The sequence below is a fragment of the Neobacillus jeddahensis genome (genome assembly GCF_000612625.1).
Lineage (GTDB): Bacteria > Bacillota > Bacilli > Bacillales > Cytobacillaceae > Neobacillus > Neobacillus jeddahensis.
In genome coordinates this window covers 40139-59730 of the sequence record NZ_CCAS010000020.1, presented here as the reverse complement: position 1 = coordinate 59730, position 19592 = coordinate 40139, and the positions used below count along the sequence as shown (strand labels likewise).

Here is a 19592-nt window from a genome sequence, read left to right as displayed (position 1 = left end):
CACCCATTTAAAGGAGGAAAATTATCATGACAGTAAAAGTTGGTATTAATGGATTTGGACGTATTGGTCGTAACGTATTCCGTGCGGCTTTAAACAATAGTAATGTGGAAATCGTTGCAATCAACGATTTAACAGATGCAAACATGCTTGCACACCTTTTAAAATATGATACTGTTCACGGAACTCTTTCTGAAGATGTTACTGTAGACGGCGAATACTTAGTAGTAGGCGGCCATAAAGTAAAGGTTATCGCTGAACGCGATCCTGCACAACTTGGCTGGGGAGACCTTGGCGTAGACGTAGTTGTTGAATCTACTGGCCGTTTCACAAATCGTGAAGATGCAGCGAAACATCTTGAAGCAGGGGCTAAAAAAGTTATCATCTCTGCTCCAGCATCTAACGAAGATATCACAATCGTTATGGGTGTTAACGAAGACAAGTACGATGCGAATAACCATCATGTACTTTCAAACGCTTCTTGTACAACAAACTGCTTAGCTCCATTTGCGAAAGTATTAAATGATACTTTTGGAATCAAACGCGGTATGATGACAACTGTTCACTCATACACAAATGACCAACAAATTCTTGACTTGCCACACAAAGACTACCGTCGTGCACGTGCAGCAGCTGAGAACATGATCCCAACTTCAACTGGTGCTGCAAAAGCGGTTGCCCTTGTTTTACCAGAACTTAAAGGTAAATTAAATGGTATGGCAATGCGCGTTCCAACTCCAAACGTTTCTGTAGTTGACTTAGTAGCAGAATTAGAAAGAGATGTTACCGCTGAAGAAATTAACGCAGCATTAAAAACTGCAGCTGAAGGTCCATTAAAAGGTATCTTAGCATACAGCGAACTTCCATTAGTTTCTACTGACTACAATGGAGCAACTGTTTCTTCAACAATCGATGCATTATCAACAATGGTTCTTGAAGGAAGCATGGTAAAAGTTCTTTCTTGGTATGATAACGAAGTTGGTTACTCTAACCGCGTAGTTGACCTTTGTGACTACATCGCTTCAAAAGGACTTTAATATTTAATTATTGGTTAAGGTTTTTACCTTAATCAGTCCATAATGATACATGGTATTCCAAAGGGGAGCGGGGAGGATTCCCCCTCTCCTTTTTTATGAAATGAAGAGCGTCCAATACTAGAGGAGGTCTTTTACATGAACAAAAAAACACTTAAAGACATTGATGTAAAAGGAAAACGCGTATTTTGCCGAGTAGATTTTAACGTTCCAATGCAAGAAGGAAAAATCACTGACGAAACGCGAATTCGTGCGGCATTGCCTACTATTCAATATTTAGTGGAGCAAGGAGCAAAAGTCATTCTAGCAAGTCATTTTGGTCGTCCAAAAGGTAAAGTAGTCGAAGAAATGCGCTTAACTCCTGTAGGGGTTAGACTTTCTGAACTTCTTGGAAAAGATGTGAAAAAGGCAGATGAGGCGTATGGTGACTCTGTTAAAGCCTTGATCAACGCAATGTCTGAAGGCGATGTCCTTCTTCTTGAAAACGTCCGCTTCTATCCAGGTGAAGAAAAGAATGATGCTGAACTAGCAAAATCTTTTGCTGAACTTGCTGATGTATATGTGAATGATGCATTCGGAGCAGCACACCGTGCCCACGCTTCAACAGAAGGAATTGCTCATTACCTTCCAGCCGTTTCTGGATTGTTAATGGAAAAGGAACTTGATGTACTTGGTAAAGCCCTTTCCAATCCTGAGCGTCCGTTTACAGCGATTATCGGTGGTGCAAAGGTAAAGGACAAGATCGGTGTTATTGAAAACCTTCTTGAATTAGTTGATAACCTAATTATCGGCGGTGGTTTAGCTTATACATTCGTTAAAGCACAAGGCCATGAAGTGGGTAAATCATTATTAGAAGCAGATAAACTTGATCTTGCGAACTCTTTTATCGAGAAGGCAAAACAAAAAGGCGTAAATTTCTACATGCCGGTTGATGTTGTAGTAGCGGATGATTTCTCTGCAGATGCGAATTCTAAAGTGGTAGCGATTGAAGAAATCCCTGCCGATTGGGAAGCACTTGATATCGGTCCAAAAACAGCAGAAATTTACCGTGATGTTATTCAAAAATCAAAACTTGTTATTTGGAACGGACCAATGGGTGTGTTTGAGATTGATAAGTTTGCTAATGGTACAAAAGCCGTTGCCGAAGCACTTGCTGGAGCAGAAGGTACATATTCAGTCATTGGCGGCGGGGATTCTGCAGCAGCAGTTGAAAAGTTTGATTTAGCCGATAAAATGAGCCATATTTCTACAGGCGGTGGCGCATCGCTTGAATTTATGGAAGGCAAAGAATTGCCAGGAGTAGTCGCTTTAAACGATAAATAAGCTTGATTGAAGAAAAATATTACCACCCATGAAAGGATGTGCCTATATGCGTAAACCAATCATTGCAGGGAACTGGAAAATGAACAAGACACTTGCTGAAGCAAAAAGCTTTGCTGAAGAAGTGAAAGGACTTGTACCTGCTTCTGAAAACATGGAATCTGTTATTTGTGCACCAGCTTTATTTTTACAAAGCCTTGTAGAAGTGACAGAAGGCAGTGACGTAAAAATCGGTGCTCAAAATATGCACTTTGAAGAAAACGGTGCGTTTACGGGAGAAATTAGCCCGAAAGCACTTGCGGATCTTGCTGTAAATTATGTGATCATTGGACACTCTGAACGCCGTGAAATGTTCAATGAAACAGATGAATCAGTAAACAAAAAGACACTTGCAGCTTTTAAATACAATCTCACTCCAATCGTTTGCTGTGGTGAAACACTTGAGCAACGTGAAAATGGTGAGACGAATCAATTAGTGGGCGACCAAGTAGCCAAAGCTTTAGCTGGTTTAACGGACGACCAAGTAAAACAAACTGTTATTGCTTATGAACCTATTTGGGCAATTGGAACTGGTAAATCTTCGACTTCTAAAGATGCGAACGATGTTTGTGCACACATTCGTCAAGTAGTGGCTGAGCAGTTCTCTCAAGATGTCGCTGATGCTGTTAGAATTCAATATGGTGGCAGCGTAAAACCAGAAAACATTAAAGAATACATGGCTCAATCTGATATTGATGGTGCTCTTGTAGGTGGCGCAAGCCTAGAGGCACAATCATTCTTGCAGTTACTGGAGGCAGGGAAGTATGAGTAAAGCTCCAGTTGCCCTTATCATCCTTGATGGTTTTGGATGTAGAGGCGAGCAAAAAGGTAACGCTGTGGCTCAATCAAAGAAGCCTAACTTCGACCGTTTTTGGAACGAGTTTCCACACTCTCATTTAACCGCATCTGGAGAAGCTGTTGGCCTTCCAGAAGGACAAATGGGTAACTCGGAAGTAGGACACTTGAACATTGGTGCTGGTCGTATTGTCTACCAAAGCTTAACACGCGTGAACATTGCCATTCGTGAAGGGGAATTTGAAAAAAATGAAACCTTTACAGGTGCAATGGAGCATGTAAAGAAAAATGGCACAGCCCTTCATTTATTTGGCTTATTGTCAGATGGTGGTGTTCATAGCCATATTCAACATATGTTTGCCTTGCTTAAACTTGCAAAAGAAGAAGGCGTAGAAAAAGTTTATATTCATGCCTTCCTCGACGGCCGTGACGTTGGTCAGAAAACAGCAGCAACATATATTCAGCAAACACTGGATAAAATGAAGGAGTATGGCATTGGCGAATTTGCAACTGTCTCTGGCCGATACTACTCAATGGACCGTGACAAACGTTGGGAACGTGTAGAAAAATCATATCGTTCCATGGTGTACGGTGAAGGTCCTTCTTACAGCAATCCTTTAGAGGTTGTAGAGGATTCTTACTCACATGGAATCTTTGACGAGTTCGTTCTTCCATCCGTGATCACGAAAGAAGATGGACAACCGGTTGCCACGATTCAAGATAATGATGCAGTTATTTTCTATAACTTCCGTCCTGACCGGGCCATCCAAATTTCTAATACATTCACGAATGCTGACTTCCGTGCCTTTGACCGCGGACCGAAGCATCCGAAGGATTTATTCTTTGTGTGCTTAACACATTTTAGTGAAACAGTTGATGGTTACGTTGCTTTTAAACCAACGAATCTTGACAACACATTAGGTGAAGTATTAGCGCAAAATAATTTAAAACAACTTAGAATTGCTGAAACGGAAAAATATCCGCACGTTACCTTCTTTATGAGTGGTGGTCGTGAGGAGAAATTCCCTGGTGAAGAGCGAATCTTAATTAACTCACCGAAGGTGGCGACGTATGATCTTAAACCGGAAATGAGTGCTTATGAAGTAACGGATGCGTTGCTTAATGAAATTAAGAACGATAAGTTTGATGCGATTTTGTTAAACTTCGCTAACCCAGATATGGTGGGCCATTCAGGAATGCTTGAGCCAACCATTAAGGCGATTGAAACAGTGGATGAGTGCCTAGGTAAAATTGTCGATTTAATCCTTGAAAAAGGCGGAGCAGCCATCATTACGGCTGACCATGGAAATGCCGACGAAGTGGTAACACTCGGAGGCGAGCCAATGACAGCTCACACCACGAATCCTGTGCCCGTAATTGTAACCAAGCATGGTGTGGAACTACGAGATGGTGGAATTCTCGGGGATTTAGCACCAACTATTTTAGCGTTATTAAATGTTGAAAAACCAGCAGAAATGACTGGAACATCATTAATAAAATAAGGTGAAACTTCGCTCAGTGGTGGTTTTTGCCACTGAGGGTTAGTGAAGCCAATGGGGCAGCTAGCTCCAAACTTACAAACCGCTTGAGAGAGGGCTTACTGCCCCTTAATGCGGAATAAATTTTATTTTGAAGGAGAGAAATTAAATGCCATTTATTGTAGATGTATATGCTCGCGAAGTATTAGATTCCCGCGGTAACCCAACAATCGAAGTAGAAGTAACAACAGAATCAGGTGCATTTGGCCGTGCTTTAGTACCAAGTGGTGCGTCAACTGGTGAATACGAAGCAGTTGAACTTCGTGACGGCGACAAAAGCCGTTACCTTGGAAAAGGCGTTCAAAAAGCGGTTGAAAATGTAAATACAATTATTGCTCCACACCTTGTTAGTGAAGAGTTCAGTGTTCTTGATCAAGTGGCAGTAGATAATGCCCTAATCGAATTAGATGGTACTGAAAACAAAGGTAAATTAGGTGCCAATGCCATTCTTGGTGTTTCTCTAGCTGTTGCACGTGCAGCTGCTGAGTACCTTGGCTTACCTTTATATCAATACCTTGGCGGAGTAAATGCAAAACAACTTCCAGTGCCAATGATGAATATCGTTAACGGCGGCGAGCACGCTGATAACAACGTTGATATTCAAGAATTCATGATTATGCCTGTAGGTGCACCAAGCTTTAAAGAAGCACTTCGTATGGGCGCAGAAATCTTCCATACGTTAAGAACAGTTTTAAAAGGCAAAGGCCTAAACACTGCTGTTGGTGATGAAGGTGGATTTGCTCCAAACCTAGGTTCAAACGAAGAAGCTCTTCAAACAATCGTTGAAGCGATTGAAAAAGCTGGCTACAAGCCTGGCGAAGAAGTTTTCTTAGCAATGGACGCTGCATCTTCTGAGTTCTACAACAGAGAAGATGGCAAATACCATCTTGCTGGGGAAGGCGTTGTGAAGACATCTGCAGAAATGGTTGACTGGTACGAAGAGCTTTCAGCTAAATACCCAATCATCTCTATCGAAGACGGTCTAGATGAAAACGACTGGGAAGGTCACAAACTATTAACTGAGCGCCTTGGCAAAAAAGTTCAATTAGTTGGTGATGACTTGTTCGTAACAAACACAAAGAAGCTTGCTGAAGGGATTGAAAAATCAATCAGCAACTCTATCCTTATTAAAGTTAACCAAATCGGTACTCTTACTGAAACATTAGATGCTATCGAAATGGCGAAACGTGCTGGTTACACAGCAGTAATTTCTCACCGTTCTGGTGAAACAGAAGACAACACAATCGCAGACATCGCTGTGGCTACAAATGCTGGTCAAATCAAGACTGGTGCGCCATCACGTACTGACCGTGTTGCGAAATACAACCAATTGCTTCGTATCGAAGACCAATTAGGTGAAACTTCTCAATACAACGGACTAAATTCTTTCTACAACTTGAAAAAATAATTCTTTTGTAAAAAGGAATGTTAAGGAATAAAAGAGCCCCCCGGCTAATGGTGTTAATCACCAGGCCGAGGGGCTTTTTGTATGGTGAGTTTTTTAATAATATAGCTAATGTGTAGGTCTTTATGGACATATGTCAGAAAATAGACACTATTAAGAATTGAAATGTTGTACACTAGTGTTAGTTGATGCTTACATTTTTTGGGGAGGCTGTAATAATGCTAGTAAATGAAGAGAAAAAGGACACAAGGATGAGGAATCTAGATGGTTCTGACCAAGTTTGGAAATGGATGTCAACTAATCCACATACCGTTTTTCCTACTCAAACAATTAAAGAAGCTATTTCGATTTTGCAAACCTACCGAATTGACGGTTTGCCAGTGGTTAATAAAGATACACGAGTAGTCGGTTTAATTACCAGAACTCGCTTAATGAATTGCTTCTTGAAAGGAGTCTCGCCTGATAGGCCTGTTGCGGAAGTGATGACGCAATCAGTGATCACGATTGAAAAAGATGATACTATTACAACAGCGTACGAACTCCCTGTGGGTCGTCTCCCCGTAGTGGATGAAACGGGGAGACTCGTCGGTGTATTAACACGTACAGATATTTTAAAATCTTATGCAAAACATATAGACCAACTACAAGAAACACTACATATTGCCGAGACATTAAGTACCATTCTTGAAAGTGCCTACGAAGGTATTGCGGTCATTGATGCAAATGGATACATCAAAGAGTTTAATAATGCCTATGCCCGATTTATTGGAAAAAAACGTGAGGAAGTAATTGGAAAGCATGTGAGCACGATTATCGAAAATACCCGGCTTCATATTGTTATTCAAACAGGAGTAGCTGAAAAAGGCTATATACAACGTATTCAGGGACAAGATATGGTCGTTCATCGAATTCCCATCTGGAAAGATGGGAAAGTAGTTGGGGCCATAGGAATGCTGATTTTTGAAGGGGTTACAGAGCTTTATGATATTCTCGGCCGTATGCAGGAGTTATCGCGTCAGGTTTCAGGAAATATCATAAAAGACATTCCTGTTACCACGCCCAATTTACCTGATGGATTTGCTCGGATTATCGGCCAGAGTGAGAAGATCCAAGCAGTTAAACGAATGGCTCATAAGGTTGCTAAGACCCCGTCCACTGTCCTTATTACAGGTGAAAGTGGGACAGGAAAGGAAATGTTTGCGAAAGCGATCCATGAATTAAGTCCATTTGCAGAAGGACCTTTCATTAGCGTCAACTGTGCCGCGATACCGGAGCATCTCCTAGAGGCAGAATTATTTGGCTATGAAGAAGGGGCTTTCACCGGTGCAAAAAAAGGTGGTAAACCTGGTAAGTTTGAACTTGCACACAAAGGGACGTTATTTCTTGATGAAGTGGGGGATATGCCTTTATTTATGCAATCTAAAATACTTCGCGCCTTGCAGGAACGAGAGATAGAGCGGGTGGGCGGAATAGCTAAACATAAGGTTGATGTTAGAATTGTAGCCGCAACTAATCAAAAGCTGGAATCCATGGTAATAGAGGGGAAATTTAGGGAGGATCTTTACTACCGCTTGAATATCATTCGAATTGAAATCCCCTCGCTTAGGGAACGTAGAGAAGATATTCCGGAATTGCTTTTGCAGTACCTTACCCATTTTTCAGAACGGTTTGGATTGGGGCTAAAGTCTTTATCAAGTGAGACTATGGCAGTTCTTATGAATTATCGTTGGCCAGGAAATGTCAGGGAACTTGTCAATACAGTTGAAATGCTTGTGAGTTTATCAGACTCAAATATTATTCAGGTACACGATTTACCACAAAAATTCCACGAATTCGATAGGGCAGATCGAACAGCTTCTCCAGCAATTGATGCTGATAAGGATCTGTTAACCAACATAAAAGATACAGTATATATGAGGGAAAAGGAATTAATCATGAGAGCCCTTCTTGAATCAAATGGTAATAAAGCAGCTACTGCACGAAGACTGGGTATTCAGCGATCAACATTATATGAAAAACTAAAAAAGTATGAAATTCGTCAGTAAGTGTTCGGAGAATCATACACTTGCCGTACATAAGTGTATGATGATAAGGACGGTTTAATAGTTTAAATATTTGTTATATTCCTACTTTTTGATTTGGCACACTTCTTGCATTTATTAAAGTGTAATCAAAGGAGGGAATAAAATTGAAAGGGTTTTCAGAATTTCGGATGCCACAGACTGTTTTTTATGGGAATGATTCATTAACGAAGCTCGGCGAACAGGCGGCACTTCTTGGGAAAAAGGCATTAATTATTAGTGATAAAATCATGAGCCAAATTGGCAATGTAAAAAGGTGCCAGGAATATCTAGAAGAGGCTGGTTTAACAACAGTCCCCTATTTAGAAGTAAATTCTGAGCCAACAGATGAGCATGTATCTGAAGCATTAACCATTTTCCAAGATCAGCAATGTGATGTGATTGTTACGATTGGGGGAGGCAGCTGTCTGGATGCAGCAAAGGCCGTTGCAGTGCTTGCAACAAATGACGGCTATATCGGGGATTATATGGGCGGGAAAAAAACTGTGACAGAGAATCCGATTCCACTTATTACGATTCCAACCACTGCCGGTACCGGATCGGAAGTCACGAGTGTTACGGTCATAACCAATACAAAAGACGATATTAAAATGATGATAAAAAATCCTGCGTTTATTCCGCAGGTGGCGATTGTCGATCCAGTATTAACGTATTCATCTCCGCCGCATGTGACAGCAGCGACTGGAGTAGATGCCCTATGTCATGCAATGGAGGCCTTTATTTCACGTGTTGCTCAGCCGCTGACAGATAATCTTGCCCTATCAGCAATTGAGTTAATTGTGAACAATCTCCGTACTGCCTACATAAATGGACACGATCAAGATGCAAGGGAAAAGATGGCTTTCGCTTCCATGCAGGCGGGTTTAGCTTTTACAAATGCTTCGGTTACCCTTGTGCATGGAATGTCCCGGCCAATTGGCGCTTTATTCCATGTCCCACACGGTGTGTCCAATGCCATGCTGCTTCCAGCAGTTCTTGAATATACGAAAGAAAGTGCAATTGAGCGTTTAGCTGTGATTGGCAGGGTATTACGGCCAGATTTGAAATCGTTGAAAAATGAGGAACTTGCTGAAGTAACAGTGAATGAAGTGAAGAAACTCTGTCGTGATTTACATATACCTAATATGAAAACATATGGATTGGACGAGGAGAAATTCAATGAAGTCGTTTCCAAGATGGCAACAGATGCGTTGGCAAGTGGAAGTCCTGGAAATAATCCACGCGTTCCAAGTCATGAAGAGATTATTGATTTGTATCATATTTGTTATGACTATGACTTTACTGTACTTGAAAAAGTAAGCAAATAATAGTTTGAGAGGGGAAAAACACATGGCAGTATCAATCGAAACAAAAATACTAAAAAACTTTATTGGCGGAGAATGGATCGCTTCTTCGTCTGAAAAAACAGAAGCGGTTCCAAACCCGGCAACAGGTGAAGTGCTAGCCTATGTTCCACTGAGCAGCAGAGAAGATCTGGACAAGGCTGCAGCCGTTGCAAAGAAGGCTTATCAGTCTTGGAAAAACGTTGCTGTTCCTAAGCGTGCCCGCATCCTGTTTCGGTATCAGCAATTGCTAGTAGAGAATTGGGATGAGCTTGCCCGCTTGATTACAGTTGAAAATGGAAAAAGCTTTGCAGAGGCATATGGAGAAGTACAACGTGGAATAGAATGTGTAGAATTTGCTGCTGGAGCTCCAACCTTGATGATGGGCACACAGCTTCCTGATATTGCAACTGGAATTGAATCTGGAATGTACCGCTATCCTATTGGAGTTGTTGGAGGAATTACACCATTTAATTTTCCAATGATGGTTCCTTGTTGGATGTTCCCACTAGCGATTGCTTGTGGAAATACCTTTATACTAAAACCATCGGAACGGACACCATTGCTTGCGAACCGTTTAGCAGAGTTATTTAAGGAAGCTGGTCTTCCAGATGGTGTCCTAAACATCGTTCACGGGGCCCATGATGTGGTGAATGGCATTCTAGAGCATAAAGACATTAAAGCGGTATCCTTTGTAGGTTCTCAGCCGGTTGCTGAATATGTTTACAAAACAGCGGCAGCAAACGGTAAACGAGTACAAGCCCTTGCCGGAGCAAAAAACCATTCTATTGTACTTCCAGATGCTGACCTTGATGTGACAGTTACAAATATTATCGGTGCGGCTTTTGGTTCAGCTGGTGAACGCTGTATGGCCTGTGCAGTAGTGGTAGCGGTTGGAGACGTTGCTGATAAATTGGTTGCACGACTTGTTAAAGAAGCGGAAGAAATGAAAATTGGCAACGGTCTTGAAGAGGGAACTTTTTTAGGGCCAGTTATCCGTGAATCTCATAAAGAACGAACAGTAAAATATATTGAAATTGGTGAAAACGAAGGTGCCCTGCTCATTCGTGACGGAAGAAATGATGCGGCAACAAGCGGCCAAGGATACTTTGTAGGACCAACTATTTTTGACAAAGTGACTCCTCAGATGAAAATTTGGCAGGATGAGATCTTTGCACCCGTTCTTTCCATCGTTCGTGCTGAAGATTTAACGGAAGCGATTGAAATTACTAATCAATCCGAATTTGCAAATGGTGCCTGCTTGTTCACAGATAGTGCAAAAGCAGTTAGACAGTTCCGTGAAGATATTGATGCCGGTATGTTAGGGGTTAACATGGGGGTTCCAGCACCAATGGCCTTCTTCCCATTCTCTGGCTATAAAAAATCCTTCTATGGTGATTTACATGCCAATGGACGAGATGGCGTTGAATTTTATACACGTAAAAAAATGCTGACAGCCCGTTACTAATCGTAAGAATCGACTAGTTTGTCAGACTTATAGACCTTAAAAGCAAAGCCTAGTCAAGTATAGAACTGCCGGTTGGACTCTTCACCCGGTAAAAAGATACATAGACAATAAATGGTGAAAAGAGGAGATATGATCATGGCGAGGTTTTTGAAAGCAGGAAAAACAAAAGAAGAACTTGCTGTACAAGCTGCACAGGTCTCTGAGACCGTCAAAAATATTCTTGCGGAAATTGAATCGAACGGTGATACGGCCGTACGTGCTTATTCAGAGAAGTTTGATAAATGGTCACCAGAAAGCTTTAGGCTTTCTCAACAACAAATAAACGAAATCATCCAAAGTGTCCCGGAAGAAACCATTCATGATATTAAATTTGCTCAAGAACAAATTCGTCGGTTTGCTGAAGTACAGAAATCCGCCTTATCGGATATCGAGGTAGAAACACTACCGGGAGTTTTTCTAGGTCATAAAAATATCCCTGTCAACAGTGTGGGCTGCTATATTCCAGGCGGAAGATACCCGATGGTGGCATCTGCTCACATGAGTGTCCTGACAGCTAAGGTGGCAGGAGTGAAACGGGTCATCGCTTGTACTCCTCCGATTAATGGGGAGATACCAGCTGCAACTATTACAGCAATGGCGCTTGCAGGTGCAGATGAAATTTACTTGCTCGGTGGCGTTCAAGCAATGGCTGCGATGGCAATTGGAACCGAAACCATTGAAAAGGTAGATATGTTAGTAGGGCCAGGAAATGCATTTGTTGCTGAAGCAAAGCGGCAGCTGTTCGGTCGGGTGGGTATTGACCTTCTGGCTGGTCCGACCGAGGTGCTGGTTATTGCTGACGAAACATCGGATGCAGAAATCGTCGCAACGGATTTACTTGGCCAAGCGGAACATGGACCAACATCTCCAGCAGCGCTTATTACTACATCAGTAGAGCTTGCCAATGAAACGGTTAAGGAAATTGAACGTCAGCTTCAAACGCTGGAAACGGCCGATGTTGCTCGTGTTGCTTGGCAGGAATACGGACAAATCATTGTTGTTAATAGTATGAAGGAAGCCGTGGTTGAAGCAGATAAGCTTGCTTACGAACATGTAGAAGTACTGACGGAAAATCCACGTTATTTCTTAGAGAATATGACAAACTATGGTGCTTTATTCTTGGGACCAAAGACGAATGTAGCTTATGGTGATAAGGTAATCGGTACGAATCATACCTTGCCTACAAAAGGTGCGGCCCGTTATACGGGTGGACTGTGGGTTGGAAAGTTCTTGAAAACCTGCACGTACCAAGAGGTTAAAACGGCTGAAGCCAGTGCATTAATTGGGGAATATGCTGAAAGACTTTGTCACTTAGAAAACTTTGCCGGTCATCGTGAGCAGGCATTACTAAGAGTCCGTCGGTACAAAAAGGAATCGGTTCCTTACTAAAATACGAATCTGTAACAAAAGAATACTGAAGTCATCGATGCGCTGGTAAGCGGACTGGAAGCGGCAATCTAAAAAGGATGATTGCCGCTTCACTTCAAAACAAGCCGAACAGGTAATGTCTAGAGATAGTTGATTGCTGCTCATCTAAAAGAAATTAACCCCAAAATGGAGGCTGTTTATGGAACTTATTATTATTTTACTAGCTTTAGGTATGCTGATGTTTGTTGCGTACCGAGGGTTCTCCGTCATCTTATTTGCACCAATTTGTGCCCTCTTTGCCGTCCTGCTTACAGACCCAGGACATGTGTTACCGTTTTTTTCTAATATTTTCATGGAAAAAATGGTTGGATTTATCAAAACCTACTTCCCTGTCTTTTTATTAGGGGCTATTTTTGGAAAAGTAGTTGAGATGTCAGGCTTAGCTGGATCCATTGCTAAAACGATTGTTCATGTAGTGGGAGCCAAACGTTCAATGTTGGCAATTGTCCTTTTATGCTCTATTCTCACCTACAGCGGCGTTAGTCTGTTTGTTGTTGCTTTTGCTGCTTATCCATTTGCTGCGAAATTGTTCCAAGAAGCCAACATTCCCAAACGACTAATCCCTGGTACCATTGCTTTAGGAGCTATTTCCTTTACAATGGATGCACTTCCTGGAACACCTCAAATTCAAAACGTAATTCCTACGACTTTCTTCAAAACGGATATTTATGCAGCTCCAACATTAGGGATTATCGGTGCCATTTTTGTCTTTATTCTTGGCATGGTTTATTTAGAATCCCGCCGCCGTAAGGCACAAAAAGCGGGAGAAGGCTATTTTGGATTTGGCGACGCACAGGGTGAAATGGCAGCAACGGCTGAAAAACTCAATGCCGCTCCCATGACATTAACGAAAACTGAAACCGATAGCACCCTTCGGCAACTGCTTGCATTCGTGCCGCTTATTTTAGTGGGTGTTATGAATAAATTTTTTACTGTATTTATTCCTAAGTGGTATCCAAATGGATTTGATTTTTCCAGCATCGGGCTTGATACCTTTGGAAAAGTGGAGCTATCAGCAGTTGTTGGGGTTTGGTCTGTGGAACTTGCTTTGGTAATTGGAATATTGACAACGCTTGCATTTAATTTTAAAGCAGTAAGGCTTGACTTTAAAACAGGAATTAACGCGAGTATCGGAGGAGCCTTGCTGGCAGCGATGAATACTGGCTCTGAATATGGTTTTGGGGGGGTCATTTCTTCATTACCTGGCTTTGGTATCGTCCGTGATGGCATTTCCCATACGTTTACAAACCCATTAATGAATGGAGCAGTTACGACCAACGTTCTAGCAGGAATCACTGGTTCGGCGTCAGGCGGAATGGGGATTGCGCTAAGCGCCATGGGAGATAAGTATGTTCAGGCAGCTCTTGATAACGGAATTCCACTGGAGGTTATGCACCGGATTGTAGCAATGGCTTCTGGGGGGATGGATTCTTTACCACATAATGGGGCCGTCATTACCCTTCTGGCAGTCTGTGGACTAACTCATAAGCAATCTTACCGTGATATTTTTGCTGTAACCGTAATTAAAACCATTGCCGTCTTCTTTATTATCGGCTTATATTCGCTGACAGGACTTATTTAATAAATTGGGGCAGGTCACTTCTTTATTGGTGCCCTGCTTTTTAATAGGGGGGAGATTATCTTGGCATATTTTTCAGAGCTTAATGGTAAAAGGGTATTAATTACTGGGGGAAGTAAAGGGATTGGTTTTGATATTGCTCAAGCCTTTGCCAGCCTTGGCGCAACCGTAATTATTACGGGAAGGAATGAATCTCATCTATTAGAGGCAGTTGAACAGTTAAAAACGTTTCACGAAGATTGTTCCTTTCTTGTTGCGGATATGCAAGAAGTAGAAAGTGTCTATACGATGGTGGATGAAGCGGTCAAAGGAATGGGAGGAATTGATATTCTTGTCAATAATGCGGGTGTCAATATTCCAAAGCTTGCACTTGAAGTGACCGAAGCAGACTGGGATCAAATTATGAATACGAACCTAAAAGGACTGTTCTTTTGTACCCAGCGGGCCGGAAAATATATGATTTCTCAAGGACATGGAAAAGTGATTAATATTGTTTCGCAAATGGCCTTTGTTGGTTATTTTAAACGAGCCGCTTATTGTTCAAGTAAGGGAGGCGCTGTTCAGTTAACAAAAGCACTCGCTGTTGAATGGGCAAAACACCAGATTAATGTAAACGCGGTGGCACCCACGTTTGTTGAAACAGAAATGACAAAAACGATGTTCGAAGACCAACATTTTTATGAAGACGTGTTGAGTCGCATTCCACTTGGGCAACTTGCACGTCCGGCTGATGTAACGGGGGCCGTTTTATTTCTTGCAGCAGACTTAGCTAATTTTATCACTGGAGAAACGATTAAAGTCGATGGCGGCTGGACAGCTATTTAATAGAATGAGAGGATGGTTTTTATGTTAAAGAATGAAAGGATTTCAATCATTGGTTCTGGAACGATGGGACATTCGATTGCATTATCAGCTAGTCTTGCGGGGTTGCAGGTAAAAGTTTGGGGGAATGATCGTGAGGATATTGAGATGGGGAAGAAAGGATTTTCAGAAAAACTGCAGGTACTTAAAAAATTTGAAGTGATTTCATCCAGAGAAGCCGAACAGATTGATGATCGCGTAGCGTTTACAGATGATTTAAATGAGTGTCTGATCGATGCTACTTTTATTATTGAAGCCATTCCTGAAAAGTTGTCCTTGAAGCAAGAGTGGTTTCAGAAGCTGGATCAGCTATGCAGTGCAGAAACAATTCTTGCCAGTAATACATCTGGATTAAGTCCATCAGAAATAGCCTTACATACAAAAAATCCAGAACGTACAGTGGTCACTCATTTTTGGAACCCGGGTCATCTTATCCCACTTGTTGAAATTGTTCGAGGAAAGTATACTTCTGATGATACTGTTAATCGCTCACTAAATTTATTAACTCAAATGAATAAAAAACCGATTGTTGTTCAGAAGGAGATACTTGGTGCCATTGGGAACCGTCTTCAGTACGCCTTGTTCCGCGAGGCACAGTATATATTAGAACAAGGGGTTGCAACGATAGAGGATATTGATGCAGCTGTTCGTTATAGCATAGGCCGCAGGCTTCCTGTAACAGGCCCTTTTCTATCAGCGGATATGGGCGGACTTGATGTGTTTGAATCTATTTCAAGCTACTTATTCCCAGATTTAAGTACGGATCAAACCTCCTTACCTGAGATGAGGCGTTGTGTGGAAGCAAGGAAATATGGTCAAAAGAACGGTGAAGGATTTTACAAATGGACTCCTCCATTCTCAGCGCAGATGAATGAGGAGCGTGAGCGGGAACTGATTGAGTGGCTTAAAAAGGATTTAAGGGAGCTTCAAAAGAAATAGCCTTCTCTATTTTAAACTAGTTTAGTTGGACAGTTGTCCTTTTCTCCGCCTGTTATATTCCTTTACGGATTTCACAATAACGACTATTGTCTAAAGGGACATATTATGGTAAATTTAATATACTGTGAACTGTACGTCTAACAGGAGGTGGCTTTCATGCATGCATTGGTCGTAACATTATTAGTAATCGTAAGTATTGGTCTTATTGCGGTTGTTTTACTTCAATCAGGTAAAAGTGCTGGGTTATCTGGTGCCATTTCAGGTGGTGCTGAATCTCTATTCGGTAAGCAAAAAGCGCGAGGAATTGACTTGATTCTACATCGTATTACGATTGTTTTAGCAGTCTTGTTCTTTATTCTAGCTCTTGCCGTAACTTATTTTAAAATTTAAGTTTACACATTCAAACCTGGCCTGATCGCCAGGTTTTTTGTTTTTTTGGAGATTGAGTGCAGGCTTATTTCTGGAATGTTCACTACTGCATTGCTTAAACTAAGAGAAGTGAATTGAAAGTAAAGGAGTTTTTACGATGAAAGTTGCACCACCGAAACCATTTACCTTTGAAGGGGGAAAAAGAGCAGTCTTGCTGCTCCACGGTTTCACCGGAAATTCGGCAGATGTACGGATGCTTGGACGATTTTTAGAGAAAAAGGGTTATACCTGCCACGCTCCCCACTATAAAGGCCATGGTGTACCACCAGAAGAGCTCGTCCATACTGGTCCAGAAGATTGGTGGGAGGATGTTCTATCTGGTTATCAGTTTTTAAAGGATAGAGGTCACCATGAAATTGCGGTGGCTGGACTATCGCTTGGTGGCGTATTTTCCTTGAAATTGGGTTACACTGTACCTATAAAAGGAATTGTGCCCATGTGTGCCCCTATGTATATAAAAAGTGAACCGGTCATGTACCAAGGAATCCTGGATTATGCCCGCGAATATAAAAGACATGAAGGAAAATCAGCTGAGCAAATCGAAATGGAAATGAGAGAGTTTCAAAATACCCCGATGAAAACATTAAAAGCATTGCAGCAATTAATCGCAGATGTACGGGAAAATGTAGACATGATCTATGCACCAACATTTGTTGTTCAGGCCCGTCATGACAAAATGATTAATACAGAAAGTGCCAATATCATTTATAACGAAATCGAGTCGGTCCAGAAGGAATTGAAATGGTATGAAGAATCGGGTCATGTCATCACGTTAGATAAAGAACGTGACCAATTGCATGAAGATGTCTATGCCTTTTTAGAAAAATTGGATTGGCACCATTAATAAAGCACCCACTAAGGAGGGATCCGCTTGGAAGATAGTATTCAAAAACACATGGATAAGCTATTACAATATATGAGAGATGAAGCCTATAAACCGCTTACAGTTCAGGAGTTGGAAGAAGCATTCGGTATCCAAGACTCGAGCGACTTCAAAGAATTTGTCAAAGCACTTGTCCAAATGGAAGAAAAAGGTCTGGTTGTTCGTACTCGTAGCAACCGATACGGCCTGCCGCAAAAAATGAATTTAATACGAGGAAAATTAATTGGGCATGCCAAAGGGTTTGCGTTTGTTGCCCCAGATGAGCCTGGTATGGATGATATTTTTATTCCACCAAATGAAACAAACACAGCGATGCATGGGGATATTGTTTTAGCCCGTGTCTCCTCGGAAACGTCGGGGCAAAGACGTGAAGGCAGCATTATCCGGATAATTGAACGTGGCGTACAGCAGGTTGTTGGAACATATGTTGAAAGCAAAAGCTTCGGCTTTGTGATTCCCGATGATAAGAAATTTGCCAATGATATTTTTATTCCGAAAGCAGCCTCTAAGGGGGCCGTGGAAGGACATAAAGTCGTTGTTAAACTTGTAACCTACCCAGAGGGACGGAAAAGTGCTGAAGGAGAGGTAATCACGATCCTTGGGCACAAAAATGATCCAGGTGTGGACATTCTTTCGGTTATACATAAGCACGGTTTGCCAATGGCCTTTCCTGATGATGTGTTGAAGCAGGCAAATGAGGTGCCTGACACCATTGATGAAAGCGAATTAGCCAATCGTCGTGATCTCAGGAATGAAACAATTGTCACCATTGATGGGGCGGACGCCAAGGACCTTGATGACGCCGTCACTGTGACAAAGCTGGAAAATGGTAACTTTAAGCTTGGGGTCCATATCGCCGATGTGAGTTACTATGTACAGGAAGGAACTCCGATTGACGTGGAGGCAGAAGATCGTGCTACCAGTGTGTATTTAGTCGATCGAGTAATCCCGATGATTCCACATCGTTTATCAAATGGGATTTGTTCGTTAAATCCGAAAGTGGATCGTCTTGTTTTATCTTGTGAAATGGAAATAACTTCTGAGGGCGCAGTTGTCTCCCATGAAATTTTTCAATCCGTGATAAAAACTACCGAGCGAATGACCTATCATGATGTGAATCTGATTCTTGCTGAAAATGATGAAGAAACGCGTGCGCGTTACGAACCGCTAGTGCCAATGTTTGAAATGATGGAAGAGTTGGCGGCAATTTTACGAAACAAACGGATGAAGCGGGGAGCAATTGACTTTGATTTTAAGGAATCGAAGGTACTGGTGGATGAGGAAGGCAAGCCGACCGATGTCGTTCTTCGCGAGCGCTCGGTAGCCGAGAAATTAATTGAAGAGTTTATGCTGGCTGCCAATGAAACAGTTGCTGAGCATTTTCACTGGATGGAGGTTCCATTTATCTATCGTATTCACGAGAATCCGAAGGAAGATAAACTCCGTAGATTTTTCGAATTCATCACTAATTTTGGATATATTGTAAAAGGTACGGCAAATGATGTCCATCCAAAGGCTCTTCAAGAAATTATTGAAGAGGTACAAGGAAAGCCTGAGGAAATGGTTGTCTCGAAGGTTATGCTACGCTCGATGCAACAGGCAAAATATGATCCAGAAAGTCTCGGACATTTTGGTTTATCAACAGAGTTCTATACCCATTTCACTTCACCAATTCGCCGCTACCCGGATACGATTGTACATCGCCTCATTCGTACGTATTTAATTGAAGGTAAGCTCGATACCGCGACACAGGAAAAATGGAATGCACGTTTGCCGGAAATTGCTTCGCATTCTTCAAAAATGGAGCGACGTTCGGTGGATGCTGAGCGAGAAACGGACGATTTGAAGAAAGCGGAGTATATGGAAGATAAGATCGGCGAGGAGTACGATGGTATTATTAGCTCCGTGACCAATTTTGGAATGTTTGTTGAGCTGCCAAATACGATTGAAGGACTCGTCCATGTCAGCTATTTGACCGACGATTACTATCGTTACGATGAACGTCACCTCGCAATGATTGGGGAACGGACCGGAAATGTGTTCCGGATTGGTGATGAAATTACCATTCGGGTAGTAAAGGTCAACAAAGACGAGCGTGTGATTGATTTTGAAATTGTCGGTATGAAAGGAACGCGCCGTGAGCGGTCCGAAACGCCGAAGGTTTTTAAAACGGGCAGTGATACGAAGAAACCACGCCGCAGCAGCCAGCAGGGTGACCGTCAACAAGGCGGACGTGGTAAAAAGTCCGAAACTGGCAGTAGCACTCAGGGTGCGAAGGCCAAAAAGAAGCGGAAATTTTACGATAATGTACCGAAATCGAAAAGCACAAAACGAAGAAATAAATAACCAATGGTGAGGAGCCTTATATAGAGGAGGCTCCTTTTCATTGTCCTTATAGGGACATTCTGCTAAAATAAATTTATAGATAATGAGGT

15 protein-coding genes are annotated in these 19592 nt (G+C 42.0%); all 15 read left to right on the top strand.

Annotated elements, in window-relative coordinates:
* Positions 1-26 precede the first annotated feature (26 nt).
* The 15 genes from gap (at position 27) to rnr (ending at position 19503) form a co-directional block, all read left to right on the top strand.
* The gene (gene gap, locus TY15_RS11265; protein ID WP_040204131.1) at positions 27-1034 is read left to right on the top strand and encodes a type I glyceraldehyde-3-phosphate dehydrogenase; all 1008 of its coding nucleotides are present in this window, start codon (positions 27-29) and stop codon (positions 1032-1034) included.
* A 135-nt stretch (positions 1035-1169) separates the two neighbouring features.
* Entirely contained in the window at positions 1170-2354 is a 1185-nt protein-coding gene (locus TY15_RS11260) for a phosphoglycerate kinase (RefSeq protein ID WP_040204130.1), read from the top strand.
* A 46-nt stretch (positions 2355-2400) separates the two neighbouring features.
* Entirely contained in the window at positions 2401-3162 is a 762-nt protein-coding gene (gene tpiA, locus TY15_RS11255) for a triose-phosphate isomerase (protein ID WP_040204128.1), read from the top strand.
* Positions 3155-4687 (top strand): 2,3-bisphosphoglycerate-independent phosphoglycerate mutase, encoded by a 1533-nt coding sequence (gene gpmI / locus TY15_RS11250; RefSeq protein ID WP_040204126.1) that lies wholly within the window; start codon positions 3155-3157, stop codon positions 4685-4687. Before tpiA ends, gpmI begins: the two co-directional genes overlap by 8 nt.
* Positions 4688-4832: 145 nt before the next feature.
* Complete coding sequence (eno, locus tag TY15_RS11245) at positions 4833-6131, top strand: phosphopyruvate hydratase (protein WP_040204125.1); 1299 nt, start codon at positions 4833-4835, stop codon at positions 6129-6131.
* 215 nt (positions 6132-6346) lie between these two features.
* Positions 6347-8173 carry a sigma-54-dependent Fis family transcriptional regulator gene (locus tag TY15_RS11240; protein WP_081799389.1) on the top strand — a complete coding sequence of 609 codons (1827 nt, stop codon included), beginning with the start codon at positions 6347-6349 and terminating at the stop codon, positions 8171-8173.
* Between the two features lie 167 nt (positions 8174-8340).
* Positions 8341-9516 carry an iron-containing alcohol dehydrogenase gene (locus TY15_RS11235; protein ID WP_040204287.1) on the top strand — a complete coding sequence of 392 codons (1176 nt, stop codon included), beginning with the start codon at positions 8341-8343 and terminating at the stop codon, positions 9514-9516.
* A gap of 22 nt (positions 9517-9538) precedes the next feature.
* A complete protein-coding gene (locus TY15_RS11230; protein ID WP_040204124.1) occupies positions 9539-10999 on the top strand; it encodes a CoA-acylating methylmalonate-semialdehyde dehydrogenase in 1461 nt (486 codons plus the stop codon).
* A gap of 135 nt (positions 11000-11134) precedes the next feature.
* Positions 11135-12427 (top strand): histidinol dehydrogenase, encoded by a 1293-nt coding sequence (gene hisD / locus TY15_RS11225; protein WP_040204122.1) that lies wholly within the window; start codon positions 11135-11137, stop codon positions 12425-12427.
* A gap of 178 nt (positions 12428-12605) precedes the next feature.
* Positions 12606-14048, top strand: a complete 1443-nt coding sequence (locus TY15_RS11220) for a GntP family permease (protein ID WP_040204121.1) — start codon at positions 12606-12608, stop codon at positions 14046-14048.
* A 60-nt stretch (positions 14049-14108) separates the two neighbouring features.
* Entirely contained in the window at positions 14109-14870 is a 762-nt protein-coding gene (locus tag TY15_RS11215; RefSeq protein WP_040204120.1) for an SDR family NAD(P)-dependent oxidoreductase, read from the top strand.
* Between the two features lie 21 nt (positions 14871-14891).
* Complete coding sequence (locus tag TY15_RS11210) at positions 14892-15845, top strand: 3-hydroxyacyl-CoA dehydrogenase family protein (RefSeq protein WP_040204118.1); 954 nt, start codon at positions 14892-14894, stop codon at positions 15843-15845.
* A gap of 156 nt (positions 15846-16001) precedes the next feature.
* Positions 16002-16235, top strand: a complete 234-nt coding sequence (secG, locus tag TY15_RS11205) for a preprotein translocase subunit SecG (RefSeq protein ID WP_040204117.1) — start codon at positions 16002-16004, stop codon at positions 16233-16235.
* Positions 16236-16371: 136 nt separating this feature from the next.
* Entirely contained in the window at positions 16372-17118 is a 747-nt protein-coding gene (locus tag TY15_RS11200) for an alpha/beta hydrolase (RefSeq protein WP_040204116.1), read from the top strand.
* 27 nt (positions 17119-17145) lie between these two features.
* Complete coding sequence (gene rnr / locus TY15_RS11195; protein ID WP_040204114.1) at positions 17146-19503, top strand: ribonuclease R; 2358 nt, start codon at positions 17146-17148, stop codon at positions 19501-19503.
* Positions 19504-19592 lie beyond the last annotated feature (89 nt).